The following is a 25,944-nucleotide window of genomic DNA, read 5'->3' as shown; positions in this document are numbered from 1 at the left end:
GTCCCCCTCCTGAAGGGTGAGTACTGGCGAGTTCGCGTCGCTCCGGGGTGCGGACGCCGTTCGGCCCGTCCGGCGCTTGAGGACGAGCCCGAAGGGCGACAGGGGGTCCGGGGCACAGCCCCGTGTCGGTCACCCATGACCCGCAACCCCCAGGGGCCCCGGCCCCCGTCCGGGAAAGGAGGGGCCGGGGCGGTCCATGGGCCGGGCGGGATCAGACGGCCTCACGGAAGCGCGTCGTCCGGTGCACCGGATCCGTGTCGATCTTCGGGATGACGTGCTCGCCGATCAGCTTGATCGACTGGAGCGTGTCCTCCTTGGAGATGCCGATCGGCATGCCGAACGACAGCTGGTCGGCGCCCGCCTGCTCCCACCGCTTGCACTGCGTGAGCACCTCGTCCGGGTCGCCGCAGATCAGCAGCTCCTCGGCGATGAGGAGTTCGATGATCTCCTCGTTGAACTCGGGCAGCGTCTCGGGCCACACGGGGAAGCCCTCGGGGCGCGGGAACGTGTCGTGGTAGCGGAAGACGAGCGACTGGAGGTAGTGCAGCCCGCCGGTCGCGGCGATCCGTACGGCCTCCGCGTGGGTCGGCGCGCAGATCGCGGTCGAGGTCACCATGACGTTGTCGTTGACGAACGCCCCGACGGGCTCCGCCTTGCCGATGTTCGACTTGTACTGTTCGAGCACCCACTCCATGTCGGAGACCTTCTGGACGCTGAAGCCCAGGACGCCGAGGCCCTTCCTGGCGGCCATCGCGTACGAGGGCGGGGAGCCGGCCGCGTACCACATGGCGGGGTGCGCCTTCCCGTACGGCTTGGGGAAGATCTTGCGCGGCGGCAGCTGCCAGTGCTTGCCCTTGAACCCGACGTACTCCTCCTGGAGCCACATCTTCGGGAACTCGGCGATGGTCTCTTCCCAGATCTCCTTCGTGTAGTTCATGTCGGTGACGCCGGGGATGAAGCCGAGGATCTCGTGGCTGCCCGCGCCGCGCCCGCTGCCGAACTCGTGCCGCCCCTCGCTGAGATGGTCGAGCATGGCGACCTTCTCGGCGACCTTCACCGGGTGGTTGACCTGGGCGAGCGGGTTGAAGATGCCGGAGCCGAGGTGGATGCGCTCGGTGGCGTGGGCGAGGTAGCCGAGGAAGACGTCGTTGGCGGAGAGGTGCGAGTACTCCTCCAGGAAGTGGTGCTCGGACGCCCAGGCGTACTTGAAGCCCGACTTGTCCGCCTGGATGACGTACTCGGTCTCCTCCATCAGCGCCTTGTGCTCGGCGAGCGGGTCGGTCTCGGCCCGCTTGCCCACATATCCCTGTACAAAGAGCCCGAATTCCAAGGAGGTTCACCGTCCCCTGTCTGTGACCGGCGGCTGCGTCAGAAGCTCCTGCGCTCTTTCTGACGTACCGTCAGATTCGATGTGCCGACTGTTTCACCGTGCCCGCACAGCGTCAATACCTGATGCAGCGTCAGATCATGCGGGATCACAGCACGCTGACGCCCGCCAGCCACCCGCCGTCGATGACGAACGGCTGGCCCGTGATGTACGCGGAGTCCTCCTGCGAGGTCAGGAACAGCGCGAGCCGCGCCACCTCCTCGGGCTGCCCGACCCGCCCCAGCGGCACGAGCTTGCGGTACAGCTCGTCGAGCGCCTGCGAGGCCTCCTCGGTGTCCGCGCCCGGGTCCAGCTGCGAGGGATTGCTCATGGCGGTGTCGATGGCACCGGGGCACACGGCGTTCACGCGGATCTTCTTCGCGGCCAGCTCGAGGGCCGCCACCCTCGTCAGCCCCACGATCGCGTGCTTGGTGGCGGTGTACGCGCCGACGTATGCCATGCCCGTCACCCCCGTGTAGGAGGCCGTGTTCACGATCGTGCCCCCGCCGGCGGCCTCGATCTCGGGCGCGACGGTCTTGATCCCGAGGAAGGCCCCCACCTGGTTGACCTGGATGATCTGCTGGAACTCGTCCAGGGGCGTGCTGACCAGCTCGTTGAACCGCAGGATCCCGGCGTTGTTCACGAGCCCGTCGATCTTCCCGTACGCCTTCTTCGCGGCGGCGACGGCGGCCGTCCAGTCGCCCTCGCGGCTCACGTCCAGATGGACGTAGAGCCCGCCTATCTCCTTGGCGAGCGCCTCGCCCTGGTCGTCGAGGACATCCCCGAGCACCACCTTGGCGCCCTCCACGGCGAACAGCCGTGCCTCCTGCTCGCCCTGCCCGCGCGCCGCGCCCGTGATGACGACGACGCGCCCGTCCAGCTTGCCCATGCCGGTACTCCTAGTCTCTGAGGTGCCTAGTCGTTCAGGTGCGGTGCGACGTCGGCGGCGAACGCCGCCATCTGGTCGGTGAGTTCACCGAGACTCCGGGAGCGGAACCGGACCTGGATCTGGTCCACACCCATCGCGCCGAACGCGCGCAGCGACTCGGCGAGGGCCTGCGGGGCGCCGGACAGGGTGCGCCGCCCGACGTGCCACGCGGGGACGCCCACGTACAGAGGCTCGGCGATCGCGCCCACGGTGACGGGAGCCTCGACACCCGCCTCCTCCCGCAGCCGCTTCAGCTTCGCGATCTGTCCCGGCAGTTGCTCACGGCTGTCCCCCTGCGGCAGCCATCCGTCCCCCTTCACGGCGGCGCGGCGCACCGCCGGGGCCGAGGAGCCGCCCACCCACACGGGGACCCGGCTCTGCGCGGGACGCGGCCGCTGTCCGAGCCCTTCGAAGGCGTACCGCTCCCCCTTGAACGACGGATACTCCTCCGGCCCGAGCGCCGCCTTCAGCGCGTCCACGGCCTCGTCGAGCACGGCCCCGCGCCGCGCGAAGTCGACCCCGAGTGCGTCGAACTCCTCCTGTACGTGCCCTGCCCCGACCCCGAGGATCAGCCGGCCTCCGGAGAGATGGTCGAGGGTGGCGTACTGCTTGGCCGCGGCCAGCGGATGGCGCAGGCCGACGATCGCGACGTGGCTCATGAGGCGCACGTTCTCCGTGATGCCCGCGAGGTACGCGAGCGTGGCCACCGGGTCGTACCAGGTGGTGCTCATCGCGTCGGCGAGGCGGCGCGGGATGGCTACGTGGTCGCAGCAGGCGATGTAGTCGAAACCGGTGCGGTCTGCGGTGCGGGCGATCTCGGCGAGGTCGGCGGCGCCTGCCCCGGCCTCCCAGCTCTCCGCGTACATCGTGGACTGGGACTGGACCGGGAGCTGGATGCCGTAGGTCAGACGCCCCGGCGCCCGGCCGCTCACCGCTGTCCCGCCCAGAGTCCGTCGTCGGTCAGCCCCAGCAGGTCGATGGCGTTGCCGCGCACGATGCGCTCGACGACATCCGCGTCCAGGTGCCCCATCTGTGCCTCGCCGACCTCCTTGGACTTCGGCCAGGTGGAGTCGGAGTGCGGGTAGTCGGTCTCGTAGAGCACGTTCGCGACGCCGATCGCGTCGAGGTTCTTGAGTCCGAACGCGTCGTCGAAGAAGCAGCCGTAGACGTGGTCGGCGAAGTACTCGGACGGCCGCTTGCGGACCTTGTCGGCGACGCCGCCCCAGCCGCGGTTCTCCTCCCAGACGACGTCCGCGCGCTCCAGGATGTACGGGATCCAGCCGATCTGGCCCTCGGCATACATGATCCTCAGGTTCGGGAAGCGCTCGAACTTGCCGCTCATCAGCCAGTCGACCATCGAGAAGCAGCAGTTGGCGAAGGTGATGGTCGAGCCGACGGCGGGCGGCGCGTCGGGCGAGGTCGACGGCATCTTGCTGGACGACCCGATGTGCATCGCGATGACGGTGCCGGTCTCGTCGCAGGCCCGCAGGAAGGGGTCCCACTCGTCCGTGTGGACGGACGGCAGGCCCAGGTGCGGCGGTATCTCGGAGAAGGCGACGGCCCGCACGCCCCGGGCGGCGTTGCGCCGCACCTCTGCCGCGGCGAGCTCGGCGTCCCACAGCGGGACGAGGGTGAGCGGTATGAGCCGCCCCTGGGCCTGCGGCCCGCACCACTCCTCCACCATCCAGTCGTTGTACGCGCGCACGCCGAGCAGCCCGAGTTCACGGTTCTTGGCCTCGGTGAACGTCTGCCCGCAAAAGCGCGGGAAGGTCGGGAAACAGAGCGCGGACTGGACGTGGTTGACGTCCATGTCGGCCAGCCGGGCCGGCACGTCGTACGACCCCGGACGCATCTGCTCGTACGTGATGACCTCGAGCCTGATCTCGTCACGGTCGTAGCCGACGGCGGTGTCGAGGCGGGTGAGGGGCCGGTGCAGGTCCTCGTAGACCCACCAGTCGCCGATCGGCCCCTCGTCCCCGGGCGCGCCCATGACCGGCGCGAACTTGCCGCCCAGGAACGTCATTTCCTTCAGGGGCGCGCGCACGATGCGCGGACCTTCGTCGCGGTATTTGGCCGGGAGGCGGTCCTGCCAGACGCCGGGCGGTTCCACAGTGTGGTCATCCACCGAAATGATCCGGGGGAAGCCCTGCGGGCTCTCCTTGGTCTCCTTGGTCTCCATGTCGACCACGGTAGCGCCGATCTGACGACCCGTCAGCTCTCCGGACGGCGGGGACATGAGGTGAGGTGTCTGTGATGGCTGTCTCGCGTGGCTGACGCATCCGCCATGAACAAGGCAAACTGGCCTCGTCGTCTTTGGATCCGACGCGTGCGGCAGGGGGCAGCGATGGACGGTGTACCGCGAGTACCGGAGCAGCGGTACGCCGGGACCTCCAAAAGCACCGGGAGCAGTGAGCTGCCCGAGGCCACGGAGGGCCTGCGCTTCAGTGTGCTCGGCCCGGTGCGCGCCTGGCGCGGCGACGAGCCCCTGACCACGGGCTCCCCCCAGCAGCGCGCCCTGCTCGCGGCGCTCCTGCTGCGCGAGGGGCGCACCGCGACCGCCGCCGAGCTGATCGACGCCCTGTGGGGCGACGAACCCCCCTCGCAGGCCCTCGCCGCCGTCCGTACGTACGCCTCCCGACTGCGCAAGATCCTCGACCCCGGCGTCCTCGTCAGCGAGGCCGGCGGTTACGCGATCCGCTCCGTGAGCGGCGACGCGCTCGACCTGGCCGCGGCGGAGGCGCTGCGCTCCGACGCGGAGAAGGCCCGGGGCGCCGGGGACCTGTGCAAGGCACGCGAACTCTGCAACAGGGCACTGGCCCTCTGGGACGGCGAGCCTCTCGCGAACGTCCCCGGCCCCTACGCCGAGGCACAGCGCGCCCGCCTGGAGGAATGGCGCCTCGGCCTGCTCGAATCCCGCCTCGACATGGACCTGGAGCAGGGCTGCCACGCGGAGGCGGTCTCCGAACTCACCGCCCTCACCGCCGCTCACCCCCTGCGCGAACGCCTGCGCGAGCTCCTCATGCTGGCCCTCTACCGCTCCGGCCGCCAGGCCGAGGCCCTCGCCGTCTACGCCGACACGCGCCGTCTCCTCGCCGACGAACTCGGCGTCGACCCGCGCCACGGCCTCGCCGAACTCCAGCAGCGCATCCTCCAGGCGGACCCGGCGCTCGCGGAACCGTCCGCACCGACGACGGAACCCTCGGCGAGCCCGCTCCGCCCCGCGCAACTCCCGGCAACAGTGCCGGACTTCACCGGCCGGGCATCATTCGTGACCGAACTGCGCGACGTCCTGGCCTCCGCGTCCTCCCCCGACGGGGAGGGCCAGGTCATGGCGGTGTCGGCGGTGGCCGGAATCGGCGGCGTAGGCAAGACGACACTCGCCGTCCACGTGGCCCACGCCGCCCGCCCGTCCTTCCCCGACGGCCAGCTGTACGTCGACCTCCAGGGCGCCGGCCCGCGCGCGGCCGAACCGGAGACGGTCCTCGGCTCGTTCCTGCGCGCGCTCGGCACGGCCGACTCGGCGATCCCCGACTCCCTGGAAGAACGCTCGGCGCTCTACCGTTCCACGCTCGACGGCCGCCGCGTCCTCGTCCTCCTGGACAACGCCCGCGACGCCGCCCAGGTCCGCCCCCTGCTCCCCGGCACGGAAGGCTGCGCCGCGCTCATCACGGGCCGCGTCCGCATGGTCGACCTGGTGGGCGCGCATCTCGTGGACCTCGACGTGATGTCGCCGGAGGAAGCGCTCCAGCTCTTCACGAAGATCGTGGGCGCGGAACGGGTCGCCTCCGAGCGGGAGGCGGCCCTCGACGTGGTCGCCGCGTGCGGCTTCCTCCCCCTCGCCATCCGCATCGCGGCGTCGCGCCTGGCGGCGCGGCGCACGTGGACGGTCTCGGTCCTCGCCGCGAAGCTCGCCGACGAGCGCCGCCGCCTGGACGAACTCCAGGCGGGCGACCTGGCGGTCAAGGCGACGTTCGAACTGGGCTACGGCCAGCTGGAGCCGGCCCAGGCCCGCGCCTTCCGCCTCTTGGGCCTCGCGGACGGCCCGGACATCTCCCTCGCGGCGGCGGCGGCAGTCCTGGCCCTCCCGGTCGAACCGACGGAAGACCTCCTGGAGTCGCTGGTCGACACGTCCCTACTGGAGTCCGCGGCCCCCGGCCGCTACCGCTACCACGACCTGGTCCGGCTCTACGCGCGTGCGTGCGCGGAGCGGGACGAACTGCCGCCGGAGGAGCGGGAGGCGGCGATGTCTCGGCTGCTGGACTTCTATCTGGCAACGGCGGCCAGGGTTTATGCGATTGAGCGGCCGGGGGATCGCGTCGTGGATCACTTGGCGCCCACTCGCTATACAGGCATCGAGTTCCACGACCGTCATGACGCCCTCGACTGGTTGTACACCGAGGCCAACTCCCTGTTGGCCTGCGCTCGACAAGCCTCAGGAGGCGCCACACTCCGTCAGGCCGTCGACCTTCTGTGGGCGGCCAAAGACTTGGCGGAGTCCGGCGCGAATGCCAAGCAGTATGAGTCAGCCGCTCATGCAGCCAGGCAAGCCGCAACTGCTGCCGACGATGCACGAGCAGAGGGGCGAGCCCGGACGACACTCACCAACGTCCACCTCGTGGCGGGCCGGTATGACGAGGCGGATGACGAGGCACGTCAAGCGGCACTGTCTGCCGCGTCAGCCGACGACGTCGCACCTCTCTACTGGTCGAGCAACGATCGCGGGATCATCGCTTTCATCCAAGGGAAGCACGCCGAGGCGGAGGATCATCTTCGCAAGGCAATAGACGGCTCGCGCTCCGACGGCAACCTCCCTGCAGAAGCCAGCGCCGTATGCAATCTCTCGCGCCTTCGCGCCTCCATGGGGGACTCGACCAATGCGATCTCCCTCGCCCGGGAGGGGGTGGACATCTACAACCGCATTGGGCGCACACTGCGGTTGGCGAATGCCCGATACGCGCTGGGCATTGCCCTGATTCAGGCCGGCCGGTCGTCCGATGCCCTGGACGAGCTCGCTGAGGCACTGCAGATTTTCACAAAGAACCGTCAGCGACTCTGGGAGGGCACCACTCACTTCCGGATTGCGCAGGCCCATCTCGCGGAGAAGCGTCCAACGTCGGCCGCTCAGCACGCCGAACAGGCTCTCGCCACAGGCTTTGTGGGAGGCGACCGCTCACGCGCCGGAATCCTCACCACGCTTGGGCGATCCCTCGTCAGCGTCGGCCAGGTGGACCGCGCACGCGTCTGTTGGCGCGAGGCTCTTTCCCTGTACGAGGCGACAGGTGCCGCCGTCCAGGCCGGCGAAGTCCGAGGGCTGCTCTCTCCGACCCCTGCAGTCTGAGACCGCCTGGGGCGTTCATTGAACGTTTATACCTGCCTGACATCCTTAGGTCATCGATCCGCCGCGTCGGGGGGCAAACGGATCGTCGGGGCTTGCCTCGCAGGTGAGCGCCCACTACGACCCTTGTCCGGCGACCCTCGGGGGAGTTGCCGGACAAGGGTTCTGTCATCAGGTCGCGTTAGAAGGGGTTCATGGCAATGAGCAAGGCAGAGAAGAAGCTGGAAGACATCACCACGATGGACAACCACGCGCCCGCGCCGCCGGCCGACGACACCATCACCACGATGGACAACCACGCGCCCGCGCCGCCGGCCGACGACACCATCACCACGATGGACAACCACGCGCCGGCTCCGTCCAAGGACGCCTGAGACTTTCTTCCCGACGGGGATCGGCCGCGGCGGCGCGGAGGGGGAGCCGTCGCGGCCGAGTCGTGTCCGGGCGAGGCGGCTCGGTCGGCCAAAATCTGGCAGAAACTGTTCGATTCCATCGAATATCGATCTCCTGCCACTAGCGTCACTTGATGTCCGAATGACCTCTCATATCCCAGGAGTTGCCATGACGCGCACCAAGAGGATCCTCGTCACCGCTGCCATGGTCGTCGGCGTTGCAGCGGGCGCGGCAGCGCCCGCGCTGGCAGATAGCCATGCACCGGTGTCCCCGAAGGACAGCCACGCGCCGGTTGCGCCGCTGGACAGCCACATGCCGGTTGCGCCGCTGGACAGCCACATGCCCTGATCCAGTACCTCCTCGATGGGGCCGAGCTCACCGAGCTCGGCTCCATCGTCGTACCCTCTCCGCGACCTCCCGCGGCACCACACTGCCGCCGCGCGGGGGCGTCGGAGCGGTCCCGGAGACATTCCGGCGGGGAGCAGTAGCCAGGACCTAAGGACTTCGTGGCCCGAAGCGCGCCAGGTAGTGCCACACCTTCTTGACCGACTGCGGGGCATAGTGGCCGGCGCGGGACGCGTCTCCGATGATGCGGGGATCGAGCACGCCGCCGATCGCGATCCGCGTGGCCAGGTCGACGTACTCCTGGCCTCGGTATTCCGGATGAAGGCGGAGTTCCTCGACCGCGAGACGGAATCCCGGGTGCCAGTCCACCGGGCAGCCGAGGCGCAGCGCCGCGGACTCGACCGGGGAGTCGCGGTAGCACGGGTCCAAGACCAGTGCCTCCACATGGCAGTTCAGCCGGACCGGCCCGTGCACCTGCGCCTCGATGTAGTCGTCCAGGTCGTCCTGGCTGTCGGCCAGGGCCAGGCCGATGAGCCCCATACGGGCGGCGACACCGAAATCCGAGGGCTCGAGGAAACTGTCCGGGTAGCAGAACGTGGTCCGCGCCACCGCCTCCGCAGTCAGCCGGAAATGGGCGGAGCCGAACCTCGGCGCCGCGCCCGCCGCCTTACGGCGGAAGTTCAACGCCCCGTAGACCGGCCGCTCATGAGCAGCAGCCTCGTCATAAGACCCGTCGAAGATCCGGCTCTCCCAGCGCCACCTGTCCCCTCCGGGATACGCGGTCAGGCCGCCGTTGCTCGTACCCGTCACGAACTGCGATTGGTAGAGACCGTCGTCGGCCAGAGCGTCCAGGATCGGCCTGCCGAGCAGCGGGCGGTCCGGGTGGAAGTTGAGCGTCACCCGCAGCGACGGGTCCACCGGAGGGCCCGTCGCCACTGACGCGACATGACGAAGGGCCCGTTCCTGCGGTGTCCGGGAGGCTTCGGAGCTCATTCGCGCAGTGTTCCCCAAGCCGATCAGCCGGCGCACATGGATTCCGTCGCGCCGTAGTAGCGGTAGTAGGGGCGGGTCAGCGGCTCGTCGGACACGTCGACTCGGTGGTCCGCCGCCGCCTCGCGTGCGTACGGACTGCGGGGCCGCGCACGCGGGGGCGGCGCGACCGGCCCTGCCGCCTGCATCGGGACAGTCCGGCGCCGGGTGCCCCCGCCCGGCAGCAACCACGTGAGCACCCGCCCGAGCAAGGTCAGCAGCACTACGCCTCCCCCACCTCGACCTCACACCACACCGTCTTCGACGCCGCGCCTTGTTCCACGCCCCACCTGAGCGCCATCGCGTCGAGCAGTACGAGGCCCCGCCCCGACTCGTCCTCCCCCGTCGCGTGCAGGAGCACGGGGAGCACGCGTGGGTCGGGGTCCGTCACCTCGACCCGGATCCCGACGCCTGCCACCCGCGCCACCCGCACGCGAACCGGCGTCCCCTCCCCCACATGCCGGATCACATTCCCCAGCAACTCACTGACGCAGAGCTGCACTTCCGCGCACGCCGCACCCAAGTGCCCCCGCACCGCTCTGCGCAGCTCGGGCACGGCCTTCGGAACGGCGAGCAGGTCGACGGCCAGTTCGGACATGCTCACTACCTTCACGCCGGCAGCGGTGGGGGTTTGGTGGTGCATGCGTACGCCTTCCCGTCGAGTGCACTCCGTGACGAATCAGTCACACAGTGGCGCGGGGCGGCGTACCGTAAAAGGGTTTGGGTTCCCGGACCCGAACTGTGGAACTGAGCCCGGCAGTTGTGGAATCGGCGGTAGCGCATGGTGCGACGCAAGGACATCGACGGCTCGGAGAGCGTCCCCTGCTTCTACGGCAAGGAGTTGCGGTGGAAACGGGAGGCAGCCGGGCTCACGCTCCAACAGCTCGTGGAGGGCAGCTTCTACGGCCAGAGCCACCTCAGCGAGATCGAACGCGGCGAGCGCCGCATGCCGCGCGACCTCGCCGAACACGTGGACCGGGTCCTGGAGACCGACGGGTTCTTCGGCCGGCGTTGCGAAGAGGTGCGCAAGGCCCGGCGGGTCGGTCACGCCAGTTACTTCGAGAAGGTCCTGGAGGCGGAGAAGCACGCGGAGGTCATCGAGGAGTGGTGCCCGACCCTCATCCCGGGCCTCCTCCAGACCGGGGCCTACGCCCGTGCCGTCGTACGGGCAACGCATCCCCTCGAACCCCAGGAGAGGACCGACGCCAAGGTGAACGCCCGCCTGGCGCGGGCCCGCCTCTTCGACGACGACCACTCGACGCCCGAGTACTGGGCGATCCTGCATGAATCGCTGCTACGACTGCCCATCCTCCCACCCGAGGAAATGGCCGAACAGCTGGACCGCATCGCCGCCTTGGCGCATCGGCACCGGATCACTCCACAGATCCTTCCGTGGAATTGCGGGGCGCATCCCCTGATGCTCGGCGCAGCCAAGATCATGACCTTTGTTGATGCACCGCCGCTGGTCTACACAGAGTCGCCGTACAGCGGTGACACCATCGACGATCCGGCCCTCGTGAAGCAATACCGCAAGGCATACGATCGGCTCAGGGCCGCCGCTCTGCCGCCGGAGGCGTCCCTCGCCCTGACCGAGGAAGCGGCTGAGGATTACCGAAATGGCAAGCAAAGACTTTGACTTGAGCGGCGCGCGCTGGAGAAAGAGCAGCTACAGCAATGGTGACGGCGGTGACTGCGTCGAGATCGCCGAAGCCTTTCCCGGTGCCGCCCACTGGCGTAAAAGCACCTACAGCAACGGCGATGGCGGGAACTGCGTCGAGGTAGCCGACGGCCACCCCGCCCTCGTCCCCGTTCGGGACTCCAAGACCGCCCACTCCGGCGGCCCCGTCCTCCTCTTCCGTACCCCCGCCTGGGCCACCTTCGTAGCAAACCTGAAGCGCTGACCCAGCCCCGAATCCAGGCCATTGGCAGATCCCGGCCACCCCACCCCGCTCACAGCGCACGCCCCCTGACCCATATCCGCCAATCCTCGACATCACACCGACTCCCCGGGCCCGAGCGCAAAGGGGATGAGGTGCTTGCCCTGGCCGTGAGCGCGGGGAACCTGAGGCCCTTCGTTCCGTTTCTGGGGACTGGGGCATCGCCCTGGAGATTGTCGGCCTACCGCCCACTGCTGCCGGGGCTGCGGGCCGGCGAGTGCGCGGCGCGGACCCCGACCGGGGAGCCCGAGGCGTGGCGTCGCGCCATGGGCGAGATCCGGGCGCTGCGCGCGGCAGCTCGGGACTCGCCCGGGACTGAGTGGCTGACGCCGGGAGTGCGACCCGGACGCGAAGAGCCACGCAGTTGTCCGACCGCCGGAGGCGTCCCGGGATAGATCGCCGCACAGCGGGGCCCGGGCCATCACGAGTGCGCGACGGCCCCGAGGGACAGGGCTGGGCTGGGCTGGGCTGGGCTGGGCTGGGAGGCGAGCGGAAGCAGGGCCTGGATGTCGACGGCGTCTTGATGAACCTCGCCGCGCACTGTGAGAGGTGCGCGATCGAGAGTGGGTCTGGAAGTGGGGCTCATCCAGGAGCCTCCAGGAGCCGGCTGGTTATCCACAGGCCGGAGCGCCGCATCCCGCGCTCCGGCAGAGTCGTCTCATGGCGGGGACGGAGTTGCGGGCGTTGGCGCGGGGCGGGGTGCTGCTCACCTCGGCCGCGCTGGAAGCCGGGTGGGCGGGGCGTACGCTCACGCGGCGGTTGCGCAGCGAAGGGTGGGTTCGGCTGCACGCCGGGGCGTGGGGCGAGCCCGGGCGGAGGCCCGACCTGCCGATACGCCTGCGCGCCGTGCAGCTCCTCAAGCCGGGTCTCGTCGTCAGTCACCGCAGCGCCGCCGCGCTCTGGCGGATCGAGACGCTCACCCCCGTACTCAGCGGCATCCTGGAGTTCACCGACCCGGGGCTCACGCTCCGCCGCGAGGGGACGGAGGTACGCGTCCACCGCATGCCCCTCGCGCCGAGCGAGATCGCGGTCCGATGGGGGCTGCGCCTCACGCACGTGAACCGCACCGTCGCCGACCTGCTCCGGGCAGGCGGTCCTACGGACGACGCGCTGGTCGCCGTCGAGTCGGCCCTCACCCGGCGCACGGTGGGCCAGGTGCGCCGAGCCCCGCTCACGACCGCCGCCGCGCTCGCCGCCGAACTGGAGGCGCCACTGCTCGGGGCGTCCCGTGGCCGGGGCCTGCTGAAGCTCGTGGACCCCGGCGCAGGGTCCCCCGCCGAGACCATCGCCCGCTTGCGCCTGCACGACGCGGGCCTGCGCCCCGAGAGCCAGGTGGAACTGCGTACGCCGGACGGGCGGCGCCGTTTCCTGGACTTCCTGTTCCGGGCGGAAGGGCTCACCGTCGAGATCGAGGGCTACGCGTACCACGGCTCCCGGGAGGCGCACCGGCGAGACATCGACCGCTTCAACCAGGTGCTCCAGTGCCCGGAGGTCCGCCTCCTCCTGCGCTACACCGCCGCCGACGTCTTCCAGCGGCCCGAGCGGATGGTCGAGGAGATCCGTGCCGCCCTCGGGCAGCTACCGGCTACGGGGCTCACCGGCCCCGCAGCTCCCCCTTGACCACCTTCCCGCCGGCGTTGCGCGGGAGTTCGGCCAGGAACTCCACCTCGCGCGGCACCTTGTAGTTCGCCATCTCGCGGCGGGACCAGGCGATCAGGTCGTCGGCCGTGAGGACGGCACCCGGGCGCCGTACGACGTATGCCTTGCCGACCTCCCCCAGCCGCCCGTCCGGGACGCCGATCACGGCGACGTCGGCCACGTGCGGGTGGAGGCCGAGGAGCTGCTCTATCTCGGCCGGGTACGCGTTGAAGCCGCCGACTATGAACATGTCCTTGATGCGGTCGGTGATACGAAGGTTCCCCGAGTCGGACAGGACGCCCACGTCACCCGTGCGCAGCCAGCCGTCCTCCGTGAACGCCTCGCGTGTCGAGTCCTCGTCCTCGAAGTAGCCGCTCATGACGTTGAAGCCCCTGACCAGGACCTCGCCGGGTTCGCCGGGGCCGGGCGAGTCCACGCGTACCTCCGTGCCGGGTATCGCCCGTCCGGACGTCGACGCGATCACCGCCGCCTCGTCGCCGCGGCGGCACATCGTCACGATGCCGCTCGCCTCGGAGAGGCCGTACGCCGTCAGGACCGTGCCCACACCCAGTTCCCCGCGCAGGCGTTCAACCAGTTGCAGGGGGACCACCGCCGCTCCCGTCACCACGAGCCGTAGCGCCGACAGGTCGTGGGCGGTGCGGTTCGGGTGGTCCAGGATCGACTGGTGGAGCGTGGGCGGACCGGGGAGTACGGAGATGCGTTCGGCGGCGATGTTGGCGAGGACCGTGTCCACGTTGAAAACTGGCTGCGGGACCATCGTCGCGCCGCGCATCAGGCAGGCGATGATGCCCGCCTTGTAGCCGAAGGTGTGGAAGAACGGGTTCACGATCAGGTAGCGGTCGCCTTCGCGCAGGCCGGCCAGGTCGGACCAGATCGCGTAGCCGCGCAGGGTCTGGGCGTGGCTGATCACCGCGCCTTTGGGGCGGCCCGTGGTGCCCGAGGTGAAGATGATGTCGGAGGGGCAGGTCGGGGCGATTCCCGCCGCGCGGGCCCGGACCGTCTCGCCCGAGACGCCCTCGCCGCCCGCCAGGAAGTCCTTCCAGGTCCGCCAGACGCGCGGGTCCTCGTGGTCGGGTGAGGTGTCGGGGGCCGTGTCGGAGAGGACGACCACCTGTTCCAGGTAGGGGAGATCGACGTTCGCCCGGCGCAGGGACGCCACGTAGGACGTGCCGAGGAACGTACCCGTGACGAAGAGGAGCTTCGCGCGGGAGCGGGCCAGGACGTAGGCCGCCTCCGCGCCCTTGAAGCGGGTGTTGAGGGGGACGAGGACCGCGCCCGCGCTCACGGCGCCGAGGGCGGAGACGATCCAGTCGAGGGTGTTGGGCGCCCAGACCGCGACCCGGTCGCCGGGTTCGACGCCGCTCGCGATGCACGCGGCGGCGGCCCGTTCGACGCGGTCGCCGAGTTCCGCGTACGAGATGCGCGCACGGCCCTCGACGACGGCCTCACGCTCCCCGTACCGTTCGGCTGCCGCATGCACCAGTTGGGGAACGGTGCCCCACTCCAGGTCCCCGCGCATCGCACGACCTCCACACCCGTAGCCGACCCGTAGCTGACTATCCGTCAGATTAACGGTAGCCTGACGCGCTGTCAGCAGACGGGACGATCGTGGTGGCATCACGGCGTGCGGAGGTGGCTTGCGATGGCGGGGCTCAAGGATGCGACGGCCATAGTGGGGATCGGGCAGACGGCCTTCGGCAAACAACTTCCGGAAAGTGAAAAGACTTTGGCCTGCCGGGCCATCCTCGGCGCGCTCGACGACGCGGGCATCGCGCCGTCCGAGGTCGACGCCTTCGCCTCGTACACGATGGAGGAGACCGACGAGGTCGAGGTCGCCAAGGCCGTCGGCGCGGGGGACGTGACCTTCTTCAGCAAGGTGGGCTTCGGGGGCGGCGGATCGTGCGCGACCGTCGCGCATCTGGCCGCCGCCGTCGCCACCGGGCAGGCGAGCGTCGGGGTCGCGTGGCGGTCGCGCAAGCGGGGGTCGGGGCCGCGCCCGTGGAAGAACACGGCGGTCCAGCTGCCGACGCCGGCACAGTGGACCCGCCCGTACGGGCTGCTGCGCCCCGCCGACGAGATAGCGATGCTCGCGCGGCGCTACATGCACGAGTACGGGGCGACCAGGGACCACCTCTTCAACGTCGCGCTCGCCTGCCGCAACCGCGCCAACCAGAACCCGGCCGCGATGATGTACGAGCGGCCGCTGACGCGCGACATGTATATGACGGCCCGCATGATCAGCGAGCCGCTGTGCCTCTTCGACAACTGCCTTGAGACCGACGGCGCGTTGGCGTGCGTCATCGTCTCCGCCGAGCGGGCGCGCGACTGCCGCCAGAAGCCGGTCTACGTGCACTCGGTCGCGCAGGGGCTGCCGTCCCAGCACCACGGGATGGTCAACTACTGGAACGACGATCCGCTGACGGGGCCGGCGTGGACCGCGGCCCGACACCTGTGGAAACAGGCGGACTTCGGGCCGGAGGACGTGGACGTCGCGCAGATCTACGACGCGTTCACGCCGCTGATCCCGCTGTCCCTGGAGGGCTACGGGTTCTGCGGGCGCGGCGAGGGCGGCGCGTTCACGGAGGGCGGGGCGCTGGAGATCGGCGGGCGACTGCCGCTCAACACCGGCGGGGGCGGGCTCAGCGAGGCGTACGTCCACGGTTTCAACCTGATCAACGAGGGCGTGAAACAACTGCGCGGCATCAGCACGGCGCAGGTACCGGGGGCGGGGACGTGCCTGGTGACGGCGGGCGAGGGGGTACCTACGTCGGCCTTGCTGCTGCGGGGGGCGTGACTGTCGCGGCGAGGCGACGTGGCCGCAGCCGAGGCCGAGGCCGGGGCCGGGGCTGTTGCCGGGGCCAGGGCTGTTGCCGTGGCCGCTGCCGCCTCCCTGGCGGAGTTGGACTTACCCATGACGAAGAGGGAAGTTGGATTGACCAATGACAGAATCTGAAAGCTGTTATCTGTCACCTGTCATCGATGACGACGGTGCACCCTTCTGGCACTACGCCGCCCAATCCCAACTCCGCATCCAGGCCTGCGCCTCTCCCGCCTGCGGTGAGCTGCGCTTCCCGCCTCGTCCCTGCTGCCCGCACTGCGGGTCGTTCGAGAGTGAGTGGCGGCTCATGAGCGGGCGGGGGCGGATCTGGTCCTACGTCGTCCCGCATCCGCCGCTGCTGCCCGCGTACGCCGCCGTCGCCCCGTACAACGCGATCATCGTCGAGCTGGCGGACGCGCCCCGGATCCGGCTCGTCGGGAATCTGGTCGCCTCCGCCGACGCGGCCCTGAACTCCGTCGACCCGGGACGGCTGCGCATCGGCGCGAAGGTGCAGGTCGTCTTCACCGACGTCGACGGCGTGACGATGCCACGCTGGGTTCTGGAGCGGCCGTGAGCGTGCGTGTCGAGACCGACAAGGAGACCGGGGTCGCCGTCGTCACCCTCGACCGGCCCGAACGCCACAACGCGATCGACCTGGCGACCGTCGACGAACTCACCGCCGTCTGGCGGGGGTTCAGGTTCGACGCCTCGGTGCGCGCCGTCGTCGTCACCGGCACCGGAGAGCGGGCCTTCTGCACGGGCATCGACCGCGACGCCGAGGTGCCACAGCCGCAGTCCCCGTACAGCGTCGACGATCCGCTCGTCGCGGTCGGGCCCAAGACCAACGATCTGTGGAAGCCCGTCGTCGCCGCCGTCAACGGGATGGCGTGCGGCGGGGCGTTCTATCTCATCGGCGAGAGCGAGTTCGTCGTCGCCGACGAGAGCGCCACGTTCTTCGACCCGCATACGACCTACGGCATGGTCAGCGCCTACGAGACCATCCACCTCGCCCAGCGCATGCCGTTCGGCGAGGTGGCGCGGATGGCGCTCATGGGGACCGCCGAACGGATCTCGGCCCGGCGCGCGTACGAGACCGGGCTCGTGTCCGAACTGACCGCGCCCGGCGGCGCGTTGGCGGCCTCCGTGCGCTGCGCCGAGACGATCGCGTCGTATCCGACCGAGGCCGTGCAGGGCACGGTGCGGGCGGTGTGGGCGGCCAAGGAGGCGGCGCGCACGCAGGCCCTCGCGCACGCGCCGCAGTTGATCGCCCTGGGCAATCTGCCTCCGGAGCGGCAGGCCGAGCTGTTCTCCGCGCGGCGGCCGGGCGGGTTCCGGGTGCGGTGACCGGCGGCGGGGAGGCAGTGCCTCAGCTCGGGGCCGGGGCTCCGTCGAGCCGGCAGTGGTCGATGGACTGGAGCAGGTCCGCGCCGCCGCCGGGCTTCACCTTGGCGACCTTCGTGCCGTTGGCCGGGACGGTGACGGACGTGGTGCCGTCGATGACCGTGATGTCGCTCGCGTCCTGGAAGTGAAGGGTGAGGTTGTAGCGGCCGTCCCGGCTGCCGCGGTTCCTGAGCTCGACGGACGCGTACGCGGAGTCCTTGCCCGCGCACTTGAGGACCTTCGCCGTGATGTCGGCGCTCCGGCCGCTCCCCGAGGTGCTGGAGGTGCTGGGGGTGCGGGTGGGGCGCCTGTTGTAGCTGCTGCCGCCCGACGTGTAGCCCGAGGAGCCCGAGCTGGAGCTGCCGTACGAGTCGTCGTCATCGTCGTAACTCGAACCGCCCGTCGTGCTCGACGACGATCCGCTGTGGTTCTGCTTCGAGCTGGAGCAGCCGCCTCCGCTGCTGCTGCTGTGGCTGCCGCTCCCCCTGCTCTTGCCCGACCCGTGGCCGCGGCCCGTCGAGAATCCGGTCAGTGCGAGTACGACCACGGCCGCCAGTGCCGTGAGCTTCAACCCTCGTCGCAGCATCCTTCTGCTCCCCCGAAAATATGGTGATCCTTGCGTTCCTTTTGGCGACCCGACACCGTAGCAGCGCCACGTGGCGAGGGGTGTGGTCCCGGCGTAGCGTCGGGACCGAGAGCCGAACCGGGCCGGACTCAGGAGGCTGCGCATGGTCCGCAACGTCCTTGGGTCGATCCTCGCTCTCCTCGGAGCGACGGCCGCCGTTTCCAGCCCCTTCCGTGCGTGGTACGACGGCCGTCACGGGCGCTATTACCGCCTCGGTGACCTGTTCACGGGTGCCGGAGTGACCGACGCGCGCGCGACGTTGTTCGGTTCCCTCCTCCTGCCGTTCGCGGTGGCCGCGGCGGCGACGCTGATCGGGATCGTGCTGCGGTCGCGGCTGCTCGTCGCGTGCGCGGGCGTGGTGGTGCTCGCGTTCACCGTGCTGTGGATAGTGCGGGTGGGGCAGGCCGAGGGGCGGATGGTGGTGGCCGGTGACGGTTCCGGGCTCGGGCTCGGAGTGGCCGGCGCGGTCGTCGGCGGCGCGCTGCTGCTGCTCGGTGCGGCCGTGATGAGCGGGCGGCAGAAGCGGCAGCCGCGGCTGCCCGAGTACGCGGACCAGGGGTACCCCGGTGACAGCGGCCCGGAGCCCACGCACTTCACCGACCCGGTGCCGCCCCCGGCGCCCACGCTCGACGGGCCCCAGCACACGCTGGAGGGCCCGATGCAGCCGTACGCCGACCAGCCCCCGTACCCGGATCCCCCTTACGAGGAGCCCCCGTACGAGGAGGGGCAGCAGGGGCACCCGGGTGGGCGGCCCGGCGACAAGCCCTAGCGCGCCGAAGCCGTCCCGGTGCCCTTTTCCGCGTCCAGTGCGTACACGCAGCGGTCCTTGCTGCACGCGTACACCACGCCGTCCTTGACCACGGGTGCGCCGGTGATCTCGCCGCCCGTGGCGAGCTTCCAGCGGAGGCGGCCGTCGTCGGCCTTGAGGGTGTAGAGGAGGTGGTCGGTGGCGCCGAAGTGGATGCGGTTGTCGGCGACCACGGGCGAGCCGACGACCTCGCCGCCCGCCTGGAAGCGCCACTTGGGCGTGCCGGTGACGGCGTCGAGCGTGTAGAGGCCCTGGCCGCTGCCCACGTGGACGTGGCCGTGCGAGACGAGGACCGGTTCGACGGAGGAGGGGCGGGGTTCCGTCGCGATGCGCCAGCGGTCGCGGCCGTCGGTGGCGTCGAGGGCGTAGACGGTGCCGAGGTGGTCGGCGAGGTAGACGCCGCCGCCGGTGACGGCGGGTCCGGGGGCGAAGGCGGGCGGGCAGAGGAACACGGCGGGCGCCTCGAAGTGCCAGCGGACATGGCCGCTCACGACGTCGACGGCCAGGACGCGGGTGCCGGCGGCCACGTAGACGTAGCCGTCGGAGGCCTGGGTGAGGCGGACGGGGACGCCGCCGCAGGAGGCCGCGTCGCCGATCGGGTACGACCAGCGCTCCTCGCCGGTACGGGCCTCCAGCGCGCGCAGCCGGGCGTCCTGCCAGACGTAGACGGTGCCGTCGTGGATGACGGGTCCGGCCTCGGGGGACTCGAAGTCGGTCTGGGCGCCGGTGATCTCCCACAGCTTGTCGCCGTTGACGGCTTCCCAGGCCTGGACGCCGCCGCCGCGGGTGCCGGTGACGACGGTGCCGCGGTCGGCCTTGAGGGAGTACACCCAGGCGTCGGTCTGGAGCCGCCACAGGTCGTGTCCCTCGCGGGCGTCGAGCGCGTAGAGGGTGGGGCCGTCGGAGGCGTGGATCCGGCCGTCGGCGACGGCCATGGACCAGGCGACGTCGCGCGTCTTGAAGCGGCGGCGGCCGGTGGACACGTCGAGCGCGTGTACCTCGAAAGAGGTCACGTAGACGAGGTCGCCGGCCACGGACGGGGTGCCCCACACGTCGTTCGACATGCGGAAGCGCCAGGGGCGCCAGGCGGCGCCCGCCTCGGGTGCGGGGGCGGGAGCGGGGACCACGGGATCGGGGGTGCCGTTGACGCCGGTCTTGGGGCGGGACCAGGACGCGGCGAGGCCGGCGTCGGCGGGCGGTGCCTTCACTGCGGCGGCGCGGGCGTCGGCGACGCGCGGGCCGGGGCCGATCGGGACCTGCGCCCCGGCCAGGCGCACGGGGCCGGCGTCGGGGGCGAGGCCCGCGGTGCCGACAGGTGCGGGCGCGGGGCGCCAGCCGCCGGTGCCGGGGGCATGGGACGGGGGCGGGCCGGGGGGCTGCGCGGGCATGGCCGGCATGGGGCCGGGGCCGCCGCCGTGCACGCCACGGCCGCCGCTGCCGCCACGACCGGGACCGCTGTTCTTGACCGGGGGCCGTCCGCCCCTGCGTTCCTCGATGAGCGCGACGGAGCGCTCGGGGAGCCAGGCGGACGCGGTGCCGCTGTCGTCGCTGCCCGAGCCGAAGAGGTGCGGGGCGAGCTGGGCCTGGAGGTCCGCGGGCGAGGGCCGCAGCGGGGCCTCCATCTTCATGCAGGACTCGATGAGGGGCCGCAGTTCGGCGGGCAGTCCTTCGATGTCGGGGCCTTCGCGCAGCAGCATGAAGACGGTCTCGACGGGGTTGGCGCCGTGGAAGGGGGCGTGTCCGGTGGCGGCGAAGACGAGGGTGGAGCCGAGGGAGAAGACGTCGGAGGCCCCGGTGACGCTCCGGGAGTCCTTGGCCTGCTCGGGCGACATGTAGGCGGGGGTGCCGACGGCGACGTTCGTCATGGTCAGGCGGGTGTTGGAGACGCCGGAGGCGATACCGAAGTCGATGACGCGGGGGCCGTCCTCGACGACGAGCACGTTCGACGGCTTCAGGTCGCGATGGACGAGCCCCGCGCCGTGGATGGACTGGAGGGCCTCGGCGATTCCGGCGGCGAGCCAGCGCACCGCCTGGGCCGGCAGCGGCCCGCACTCGTTCACTATTTCTTCGAGGGAGGGCGCGGGGACGTAGGCGGTGGCGAGCCACGGCACGGCGGCGCGCGGGTCGGCGTCGACGACGGCTGCCGTGTAGAAGCCGGATACGGCGCGGGCCGCCTCGACCTCGCGGGTGAAGCGGACGCGGAAGAGCTGGTCCTCGGCGAGTTCGGTCCGCACGGTCTTGATCGCCACGCGCCGGCCGGAGGCCGAGCGCGCGAGATAGACGAGTCCCATGCCGCCGGCGCCGAGCCGTCCAAGGACCTCGAACGGGCCGATCCGCCTCGGATCGTGCTGCGTCAGCTGATCCACCACTTGCCTGCCTCCCCGTACGGGACCGGGTCGCTGTGCACAGTCCCCGCTCAGCGTCTCACCACCGAAGCGCTACGGCGGCACGCACCCCGATTCTTCCTGTACGGGGCTCCGGTTGCGAACCCGGGGGCAAATCGGGGTGTCACGGGAGAGGTACCGCATTACGGGTGGTTTCCGCGGGGGCGGGAAGGGGCCGGGAGGGAAGCGGGAGGGGCCTGTTCAGCCCTGGTGGACGGCGAAGGCGGCGCCCTGGTTGTCGGTGAGGACGGCCACGCGTCCGTACGGGGTGTCGATCGGCTCTTCCTTCACGCGGCCGCCGAGGCGGGTGGCGGCGTCGGCCGTGGCCTCGCAGTCGGTGACGGCGAAGTGGACGAGGAAGCGGGCCGGGGCGTTGCGGGCGACGGATATGCCGAGGCCGGCGGCGCCCTGCCGCAGGACCGACGCGTAGAAGGGGGCGACGGCCGCCTTGTCGCGCGCGTGGAGCTCGGTCCGGCGGAACGTCCCGGGTTCCCCTTGGGTCTCGAAGCCGGTGTGGGTGCCGGCCTGCCAGAGGCCGAAGACGGTTCCTTCGGGGTCTGCGGCGAGCGCCATGGTGCCGAAGGGGCCGATGGAGAGGGGTTCGACGAGGAGGTGTCCGCCGCAGTCCCTTACGGCGGAGGCGACGTTCTCGGCGTCGCGGGCCTTGAAGTAGACGGTCCAGCCGGTGGGCGTGCGCCCGTCGCGGTCCGGGGTGAGGGCTGCGATGTTCCTTCCGTCGCGGTAGGCCTGGGTGTAGTAGCCGTACTCGGCGCCCGCGCCCTCGTCGAAGGTCCAGCCGAAGAGGTCGCCGTAGAAGCACTTGCCCGACTCCACGTCGGGGAGCGCGGCGTCGGCCCAGCAGGGGGCGCCCTCGGCGAACTCCATCGGCGTGCGTCCTTCCTGTTCACCTGCCGTACGCGGGTGTGCCGTCCGTCACTGCGGGGAGGGGTGTCCCCTCGGTGGCAGGGTGTCGCGTCCGAGGGCCGGCGGCACGGCCAATTCGAACACTTGGCCAATTTTATCCACCGAGTTTTCCACAGGCTGTTGATAACTTGTGCGACCCCACCGGCCCCCACATGCGCAAAAGCCCCGGGCGACCCCTCATCAACCCATGTGCCGGAGCCCTCAACCCCATTTGCAGTCGGCCGAATCGCGCTCCGATCACCCCTCGGTAAGCTGACGGCATGACAGGACAAGTACGTACCGTCGACGGCCGCGTGGCCGGACGGCGTGGTCAGGCGACGCGTCAGAAGCTGCTGGAGTGCCTCGGCGAGATGCTCAGCTCCTCGCCCTACCGGGACGTCAAAGTCATTGATGTGGCTCGGAAGGCAGGCACTTCACCGGCGACCTTCTACCAGTATTTCCCGGACGTCGAGGGCGCCGTTCTGGAGATCGCCGAGCAAATGGCCACGGAGGGCGCCGGGTTGACCCAGCTCCTCGAGGGCCGCTCATGGGTCGGCAAGGCCGGCTGGCAGACCTCGCAGGAACTCGTCGACGGATTCCTCGAGTTCTGGCGGAAGAACGATGCGATCCTGCGCGTCGTCGACCTCGGCGCGGCCGAGGGCGACAAGCGCTTCTACAAGATCCGCATGAAGATCCTGAACTCCGTGAACAACTCCCTTACGGATACGGTCAAGGAGCTCCAGGCCAAGGGCAAGGTCGACAAGGACGTGAGCCCCGCCGCGATGGCCGGTTCGCTCGTCGCGATGCTCGCGGCGGTGGCCTCGCATCAGAAGGGCTTCCAGACCTGGGGCGTCAAGCAGGCCGAACTCAAGCCCAACCTGGCCCTGTTGGTGCACCTGGGCGTCACCGGCAAGAAGCCGACGAAGTAGCCCTGGAGCGGTCCTTCGGGGTTTTCCAGTTCCTGTCGAGCAGCGGCGGTTCGCGTGTCACGTGAGCCGCCGCTGTTGCAGTTCCATCCCCTGCTCCGCCCTATCGGCGTTCCAGCCGGAAGAGCCTGATCTCCCGTTCCACCCTCGTCTGGTACGTCGCGTACGGCGGCCAGAACTTCAGCACCGCCGCCCAGGCCTCCTCCCGCTCGGCGGAGCCGAGCAGCCGCGCGGTGACCGGGATGTCCTCGCCCTTCCAGTTGATGTCGGCGTCCGGATGGGCCAGCAGGTTCGCCGTCCAGGCGGGATGCCCCGGGCGGCCGAAGTTGGACCCGATCAGCAGCCAGGTGCCGGCCCCCTGCTCGGGCATGCAGGCGAGTGGCGTACGCCGCGGGAGTCCGCTTTTCGCGCCCTGCGCCGTCAGGATGACCCCCGGCAGCATCTGGGCGCTGAGCAGCACCTTTCCCCGGGTGAGCCGGTGCACGGCGCGGTCCATCGCGGGGATGAAGTGGGGGGCGACGCGGGCGAAGGCGCGGGTCGACGAGACCTTCTGCAGCAGTCGTACTCCAGGTGGTGCCATCAGGCCGTCGCCTCCTGGCGGGTGAAGAGCTCGGCGGATTCCGCGGCGCGTGCGCGCAGCAGATGGACGGGGCCGAAGAGCAGTTCGTCGCCGGTCGCGCGCTTGAGGTAGAGGTGGGCGTCGTGCTCCCAGGTGAAGCCGATGCCGCCGTGCAACTGGACGGCCTCGGACGCGGCGGTGCGCAGAGCTTCCAGAGCCTGGGCGAGGGCGAGGCCGCCCGTCCGCTCCCCGCTCCCGGAGCCCGCCGACCAGGCCGCGTAGTACGCCGCGGAGCGCGCCGCCTGCACCTGGACGTAGACGTCCGCGAGGCGGTGCTTGACCGCCTGGAAGGACCCGATGGGCCGCCCGAACTGCTCGCGCCGGCGCACATGCTCGACGGTCCGTTCCAGGGCGCGCTCGGCGGCGCCGACGGCTTCCGCGGCGAGTACGGTCGCGGCCGCGTCACCCATGGCCGCCAGAGCCGCGGCCACCTCGTCGCCCTCGCCGGAGCCGAGCAACTCCGCTGCCACGTCCCGTAGTTCGACCCGAGCGCGGGGACGCGTCTCGTCCAGGGACGTCCGGCGGGCCCTGACGACTCCCTCCGCGTCGCCGTGCACGAGGAAGAGCAGGGTGCGTGAGCGGGCGAAGCCGCCGGTGTGCGCGGCGACGATCAGGAGGCCGGCGCTGTGTCCGTCGAGGACCTGGTCGGCCTGTCCGTACAGGCGCCAGCCACCCTCGTGACGGTCGTCCCGCCTGGCCTGGACGCCGCCCGCGCGGCCGCCGCCCGACCAGTCGCCGCGGTTGTCGCCGGTCAGGCCGAGCGCGGTGGCGAGACCCTCACCGGGTACGGCGAGCGTCGCGGTCAGGGCGCCCGACGCGATGCGGGGCAGCAGTTCGGCGCGCTGCGCCTCGGTGCCGAGGGCGAGGACGAGCGGGGCGGCGAGCGCCGCGGTGGCGACGAGCGGGGAGGGGGCCAGGGCGCGGCCCGACTCCTCGCAGGCCAGGGCGAGTTCGGTGGTTCCGCAGCCGACTCCGCCGTATCGCTCGGGGAGCGCCAGGCCGGGCAGGCCGAGTTCGCCACCGAGGGCCGACCACAGGGCCGGGTCGTGGCCGGCCGGGGTGGCGACGGCGGCCTTGACGTCTTCGGGGCCGCAGCGTTTGTTCATGAGTTCGTGCAGGGTGCGGCGGATCTCGTCCTGTTCCGCGGTGAAGGCGGCGTCCATACGGGCTCCTCCCCGGGGCCCGGCGACCCCGGAACCCCTGCTCTGACGGTGCGTCATGTTAGGGCGGCGGGGTCGGGAAGCACAGAGATGTGCACAGAGAGAGCGTCTGGCGGATCGGGGAATCTGATGTACCGTCAGATTCATGACTGCCGCACTTCACGGTTCCCGCCGGGTCGCCATCGCCGGCATCGCCCTCTCCGACTGCGGCCGCGTGGACGAGGCCACTCCGTACGCCCTGCACGCCCAGGCCGCCCGCCGCGCCGTCGCCGACACCGGGCTCACCCCCGATGTCGTCGACGGGTTCGCCAGCGCGGGCCTCGGCACCCTCGCCCCGGTCGAGGTCGCCGAGTATCTCGGCCTCAAGCCCCGCTGGGTGGACTCGACTTCGGTCGGCGGCTCCACCTGGGAGGTCATGGCGGCGCACGCCGCGGACGCCATCGCCCAGGGCCACGCGCGCGCCGTCCTGCTCGTCTACGGGTCGACGGCCCGCGCCGACATCAAGGCCGGGCGACGCACGTCGAACCTGAGCTTCGGCGCCCGCGGACCGCTCCAGTTCGAGGTGCCGTACGGGCACTCGCTGATCGCCAAGTACGCGATGGCGGCGCGGCGCCACATGCACGAGTACGGCACGACCCTGGAGCAGCTCGCCGAGGTCGCCGTGCAGGCGCGGGCGAACGCGGCGCTGAACCCGGAGGCCATGTTCCGTGACCCCGTCACCGTGGACGACGTGCTCGACGGGCCGATGATCGCGGACCCGTTCACGAAACTGCACTGCTGCATACGCTCGGACGGCGGCGCCGCCGTGCTGCTCGTCGCCGAGGACCTCCTGCCCGACTGCGCCAAGTCCCCGGTGTGGGTGCTCGGTTCGGGCGAGTACGTGTCACACACGACGATGTCCGAGTGGGACGACTTCACCGTGTCCCCGGCGGCCGTCAGCGGGAAGCTCGCCTTCGAGCGGGCGGGCGTCACGCCCGACGAGATCGACCTCGCGGAGATCTACGACGCCTTCACCTACATGACGCTGGTGACGCTGGAGGATCTGGGGTTCTGCGCGAAGGGCGAGGGCGGATCGTTCGTGGAGAAGGGGCGGCTGCTGCGGGACGGCGGGCTCCCGACGAACACGGACGGTGGCGGCCTGTCGGCCCAACACCCGGGAATGCGCGGGCTGTTCCTGCTGGTGGAGGCGGTGCGGCAACTGCGGGGCGAGGCCGGGGAGCGCCAGGTGCGCAAGACGGGCGGGATGCTTCCGCGGCTCGCGGTGGCGTCCGGTACGGGCGGATGGTTCTGCTCGTCGGGAACGGTGGTGCTCGGTACGTCCTGAGGCCG

25 protein-coding genes are annotated in these 25,944 nt (G+C 70.8%); 12 read left to right on the top strand and 13 right to left on the bottom strand.

Annotated features, from left to right (window positions below; translation table 11 throughout):
• Window positions 1-211: 211 nt before the first annotated feature.
• From OG456_RS20695 to OG456_RS20680, 4 genes are all read right to left on the bottom strand, one after another.
• Window positions 212-1,330, bottom strand: coding sequence for an LLM class flavin-dependent oxidoreductase (locus tag OG456_RS20695; RefSeq protein ID WP_266563126.1), 1,119 nt, complete (start codon window positions 1,328-1,330; stop codon window positions 212-214).
• Window positions 1,331-1,475: 145 nt separating this feature from the next.
• Complete coding sequence (locus OG456_RS20690) at window positions 1,476-2,255, bottom strand: SDR family NAD(P)-dependent oxidoreductase (protein WP_266563124.1); 780 nt, start codon at window positions 2,253-2,255, stop codon at window positions 1,476-1,478.
• Window positions 2,256-2,281: 26 nt separating this feature from the next.
• The gene (locus tag OG456_RS20685; protein ID WP_266569356.1) at window positions 2,282-3,160 is read right to left on the bottom strand and encodes a TIGR03619 family F420-dependent LLM class oxidoreductase; all 879 of its coding nucleotides are present in this window, start codon (window positions 3,158-3,160) and stop codon (window positions 2,282-2,284) included.
• 62 nt (window positions 3,161-3,222) lie between these two features.
• Window positions 3,223-4,473 carry an amidohydrolase family protein gene (locus OG456_RS20680; RefSeq protein WP_266563122.1) on the bottom strand — a complete coding sequence of 417 codons (1,251 nt, stop codon included), beginning with the start codon at window positions 4,471-4,473 and terminating at the stop codon, window positions 3,223-3,225.
• A gap of 165 nt (window positions 4,474-4,638) precedes the next feature.
• Between OG456_RS20680 and OG456_RS20675 the strand changes: the two genes are divergently transcribed.
• The 3 genes from OG456_RS20675 (at window position 4,639) to OG456_RS20665 (ending at window position 8,370) form a co-directional block, all read left to right on the top strand.
• Entirely contained in the window at window positions 4,639-7,632 is a 2,994-nt protein-coding gene (locus tag OG456_RS20675) for a BTAD domain-containing putative transcriptional regulator (RefSeq protein WP_266563120.1), read from the top strand.
• Between the two features lie 197 nt (window positions 7,633-7,829).
• Complete coding sequence (locus tag OG456_RS20670) at window positions 7,830-8,003, top strand: sigma-like protein (RefSeq protein WP_266563118.1); 174 nt, start codon at window positions 7,830-7,832, stop codon at window positions 8,001-8,003.
• A gap of 187 nt (window positions 8,004-8,190) precedes the next feature.
• A complete protein-coding gene (locus tag OG456_RS20665) occupies window positions 8,191-8,370 on the top strand; it encodes a hypothetical protein (RefSeq protein ID WP_266563116.1) in 180 nt (59 codons plus the stop codon).
• 147 nt (window positions 8,371-8,517) lie between these two features.
• Here the strand turns inward: OG456_RS20665 and OG456_RS20660 are convergent, their stop codons facing one another.
• Genes OG456_RS20660 through OG456_RS20650 form a run of 3 tightly spaced genes read right to left on the bottom strand, consistent with a single transcriptional unit; the run spans window position 8,518 to window position 9,994 of the window.
• Window positions 8,518-9,360, bottom strand: a complete 843-nt coding sequence (locus OG456_RS20660) for a DUF3626 domain-containing protein (RefSeq protein WP_266563114.1) — start codon at window positions 9,358-9,360, stop codon at window positions 8,518-8,520.
• Between the two features lie 23 nt (window positions 9,361-9,383).
• A complete protein-coding gene (locus tag OG456_RS20655) occupies window positions 9,384-9,620 on the bottom strand; it encodes a hypothetical protein (protein ID WP_266563112.1) in 237 nt (78 codons plus the stop codon).
• Entirely contained in the window at window positions 9,620-9,994 is a 375-nt protein-coding gene (locus OG456_RS20650; protein WP_266563110.1) for an ATP-binding protein, read from the bottom strand. The genes OG456_RS20655 and OG456_RS20650 overlap by 1 nt, the downstream gene beginning before the upstream one ends.
• 183 nt (window positions 9,995-10,177) lie before the next feature.
• Here OG456_RS20650 and OG456_RS20645 point away from each other — a divergent pair, with 183 nt between their 5' ends.
• From OG456_RS20645 to OG456_RS20635, 3 genes are all read left to right on the top strand, one after another.
• Window positions 10,178-11,032 carry a helix-turn-helix transcriptional regulator gene (locus tag OG456_RS20645; RefSeq protein ID WP_266563108.1) on the top strand — a complete coding sequence of 285 codons (855 nt, stop codon included), beginning with the start codon at window positions 10,178-10,180 and terminating at the stop codon, window positions 11,030-11,032.
• Window positions 11,013-11,297: a DUF397 domain-containing protein gene (locus OG456_RS20640; protein ID WP_266563106.1), complete on the top strand. Its 285-nt coding sequence runs from the start codon at window positions 11,013-11,015 to the stop codon at window positions 11,295-11,297. The genes OG456_RS20645 and OG456_RS20640 overlap by 20 nt, the downstream gene beginning before the upstream one ends.
• Window positions 11,298-11,993: 696 nt before the next feature.
• Window positions 11,994-12,953 carry an endonuclease domain-containing protein gene (locus OG456_RS20635; protein ID WP_266563104.1) on the top strand — a complete coding sequence of 320 codons (960 nt, stop codon included), beginning with the start codon at window positions 11,994-11,996 and terminating at the stop codon, window positions 12,951-12,953.
• On the opposite strand, the gene OG456_RS20630 is transcribed toward OG456_RS20635, so the two are convergent.
• Entirely contained in the window at window positions 12,928-14,511 is a 1,584-nt protein-coding gene (locus OG456_RS20630; protein ID WP_266563102.1) for a FadD3 family acyl-CoA ligase, read from the bottom strand. The two genes, OG456_RS20635 and OG456_RS20630, sit on opposite strands and share 26 nt — an antisense overlap.
• A 123-nt stretch (window positions 14,512-14,634) precedes the next feature.
• Between OG456_RS20630 and OG456_RS20625 the strand changes: the two genes are divergently transcribed.
• The 3 genes from OG456_RS20625 (at window position 14,635) to OG456_RS20615 (ending at window position 17,154) form a co-directional block, all read left to right on the top strand.
• Complete coding sequence (locus OG456_RS20625) at window positions 14,635-15,786, top strand: lipid-transfer protein (RefSeq protein WP_266563100.1); 1,152 nt, start codon at window positions 14,635-14,637, stop codon at window positions 15,784-15,786.
• Window positions 15,787-15,931: 145 nt separating this feature from the next.
• Entirely contained in the window at window positions 15,932-16,384 is a 453-nt protein-coding gene (locus OG456_RS20620; protein WP_266563098.1) for a Zn-ribbon domain-containing OB-fold protein, read from the top strand.
• Window positions 16,381-17,154: an enoyl-CoA hydratase/isomerase family protein gene (locus OG456_RS20615; RefSeq protein WP_266563096.1), complete on the top strand. Its 774-nt coding sequence runs from the start codon at window positions 16,381-16,383 to the stop codon at window positions 17,152-17,154. The genes OG456_RS20620 and OG456_RS20615 overlap by 4 nt, the downstream gene beginning before the upstream one ends.
• A 22-nt stretch (window positions 17,155-17,176) precedes the next feature.
• Here OG456_RS20615 and OG456_RS20610 read toward each other — a convergent pair whose 3' ends face one another.
• The gene (locus OG456_RS20610) at window positions 17,177-17,776 is read right to left on the bottom strand and encodes a hypothetical protein (RefSeq protein ID WP_266563094.1); all 600 of its coding nucleotides are present in this window, start codon (window positions 17,774-17,776) and stop codon (window positions 17,177-17,179) included.
• A 142-nt stretch (window positions 17,777-17,918) separates the two neighbouring features.
• On the opposite strand from OG456_RS20610, the gene OG456_RS20605 reads away from it, so the two are divergent.
• On the top strand, window positions 17,919-18,584 hold the full coding sequence (locus OG456_RS20605) for a hypothetical protein (protein WP_266563092.1): 666 nt from the start codon (window positions 17,919-17,921) through the stop codon (window positions 18,582-18,584).
• Here OG456_RS20605 and OG456_RS20600 read toward each other — a convergent pair.
• A complete protein-coding gene (locus tag OG456_RS20600) occupies window positions 18,581-20,992 on the bottom strand; it encodes a PQQ-binding-like beta-propeller repeat protein (RefSeq protein WP_266563090.1) in 2,412 nt (803 codons plus the stop codon). The two genes, OG456_RS20605 and OG456_RS20600, sit on opposite strands and share 4 nt — an antisense overlap.
• Window positions 20,993-21,208: 216 nt before the next feature.
• Window positions 21,209-21,892 (bottom strand): VOC family protein, encoded by a 684-nt coding sequence (locus OG456_RS20595; RefSeq protein WP_266563088.1) that lies wholly within the window; start codon window positions 21,890-21,892, stop codon window positions 21,209-21,211.
• A 299-nt stretch (window positions 21,893-22,191) separates the two neighbouring features.
• Here OG456_RS20595 and OG456_RS20590 point away from each other — a divergent pair, with 299 nt between their 5' ends.
• Complete coding sequence (locus OG456_RS20590) at window positions 22,192-22,839, top strand: TetR family transcriptional regulator (protein WP_100596046.1); 648 nt, start codon at window positions 22,192-22,194, stop codon at window positions 22,837-22,839.
• A 100-nt stretch (window positions 22,840-22,939) separates the two neighbouring features.
• On the opposite strand, the gene OG456_RS20585 is transcribed toward OG456_RS20590, so the two are convergent.
• Complete coding sequence (locus tag OG456_RS20585) at window positions 22,940-23,416, bottom strand: nitroreductase family deazaflavin-dependent oxidoreductase (protein WP_266563084.1); 477 nt, start codon at window positions 23,414-23,416, stop codon at window positions 22,940-22,942.
• Window positions 23,416-24,618 carry an acyl-CoA dehydrogenase family protein gene (locus tag OG456_RS20580; protein WP_266563082.1) on the bottom strand — a complete coding sequence of 401 codons (1,203 nt, stop codon included), beginning with the start codon at window positions 24,616-24,618 and terminating at the stop codon, window positions 23,416-23,418. The genes OG456_RS20585 and OG456_RS20580 overlap by 1 nt, the downstream gene beginning before the upstream one ends.
• Before the next feature lie 142 nt (window positions 24,619-24,760).
• On the opposite strand from OG456_RS20580, the gene OG456_RS20575 reads away from it, so the two are divergent.
• Window positions 24,761-25,939, top strand: coding sequence for an acetyl-CoA acetyltransferase (locus OG456_RS20575; protein ID WP_266563076.1), 1,179 nt, complete (start codon window positions 24,761-24,763; stop codon window positions 25,937-25,939).
• Window positions 25,940-25,944 lie beyond the last annotated feature (5 nt).

This window comes from Streptomyces sp. NBC_01446 (assembly GCF_026340095.1).
GTDB lineage: Bacteria > Actinomycetota > Actinomycetes > Streptomycetales > Streptomycetaceae > Streptomyces > Streptomyces aureus.
This window is presented reverse-complemented; position numbering and strand designations above follow the sequence as displayed.

Bases quoted from the DNA above. Each gene is read 5' to 3' on its own strand.
- OG456_RS20690 (WP_266563124.1), bottom strand. From the start codon at position 2,255: ATGGGCAAGCTGGACGGGCGCGTCGTCGTCATCACGGGCGCGGCGCGC.
- OG456_RS20685 (WP_266569356.1), bottom strand. From the start codon at position 3,160: ATGTACGCGGAGAGCTGGGAGGCCGGGGCAGGCGCCGCCGACCTCGCC.
- OG456_RS20680 (WP_266563122.1), bottom strand. From the start codon at position 4,473: ATGGAGACCAAGGAGACCAAGGAGAGCCCGCAGGGCTTCCCCCGGATC.
- OG456_RS20675 (WP_266563120.1), top strand. From the start codon at position 4,639: ATGGACGGTGTACCGCGAGTACCGGAGCAGCGGTACGCCGGGACCTCC.
- OG456_RS20670 (WP_266563118.1), top strand. From the start codon at position 7,830: ATGAGCAAGGCAGAGAAGAAGCTGGAAGACATCACCACGATGGACAAC.
- OG456_RS20665 (WP_266563116.1), top strand. From the start codon at position 8,191: ATGACGCGCACCAAGAGGATCCTCGTCACCGCTGCCATGGTCGTCGGC.
- OG456_RS20660 (WP_266563114.1), bottom strand. From the start codon at position 9,360: ATGAGCTCCGAAGCCTCCCGGACACCGCAGGAACGGGCCCTTCGTCAT.
- OG456_RS20650 (WP_266563110.1), bottom strand. From the start codon at position 9,994: ATGTCCGAACTGGCCGTCGACCTGCTCGCCGTTCCGAAGGCCGTGCCC.
- OG456_RS20645 (WP_266563108.1), top strand. From the start codon at position 10,178: ATGGTGCGACGCAAGGACATCGACGGCTCGGAGAGCGTCCCCTGCTTC.
- OG456_RS20640 (WP_266563106.1), top strand. From the start codon at position 11,013: ATGGCAAGCAAAGACTTTGACTTGAGCGGCGCGCGCTGGAGAAAGAGC.
- OG456_RS20635 (WP_266563104.1), top strand. From the start codon at position 11,994: ATGGCGGGGACGGAGTTGCGGGCGTTGGCGCGGGGCGGGGTGCTGCTC.
- OG456_RS20630 (WP_266563102.1), bottom strand. From the start codon at position 14,511: ATGCGCGGGGACCTGGAGTGGGGCACCGTTCCCCAACTGGTGCATGCG.
- OG456_RS20625 (WP_266563100.1), top strand. From the start codon at position 14,635: ATGGCGGGGCTCAAGGATGCGACGGCCATAGTGGGGATCGGGCAGACG.
- OG456_RS20620 (WP_266563098.1), top strand. From the start codon at position 15,932: ATGACAGAATCTGAAAGCTGTTATCTGTCACCTGTCATCGATGACGAC.
- OG456_RS20610 (WP_266563094.1), bottom strand. From the start codon at position 17,776: ATGCTGCGACGAGGGTTGAAGCTCACGGCACTGGCGGCCGTGGTCGTA.
- OG456_RS20605 (WP_266563092.1), top strand. From the start codon at position 17,919: ATGGTCCGCAACGTCCTTGGGTCGATCCTCGCTCTCCTCGGAGCGACG.
- OG456_RS20595 (WP_266563088.1), bottom strand. From the start codon at position 21,892: ATGGAGTTCGCCGAGGGCGCCCCCTGCTGGGCCGACGCCGCGCTCCCC.
- OG456_RS20590 (WP_100596046.1), top strand. From the start codon at position 22,192: ATGACAGGACAAGTACGTACCGTCGACGGCCGCGTGGCCGGACGGCGT.
- OG456_RS20585 (WP_266563084.1), bottom strand. From the start codon at position 23,416: ATGGCACCACCTGGAGTACGACTGCTGCAGAAGGTCTCGTCGACCCGC.
- OG456_RS20580 (WP_266563082.1), bottom strand. From the start codon at position 24,618: ATGGACGCCGCCTTCACCGCGGAACAGGACGAGATCCGCCGCACCCTG.
- OG456_RS20575 (WP_266563076.1), top strand. From the start codon at position 24,761: ATGACTGCCGCACTTCACGGTTCCCGCCGGGTCGCCATCGCCGGCATC.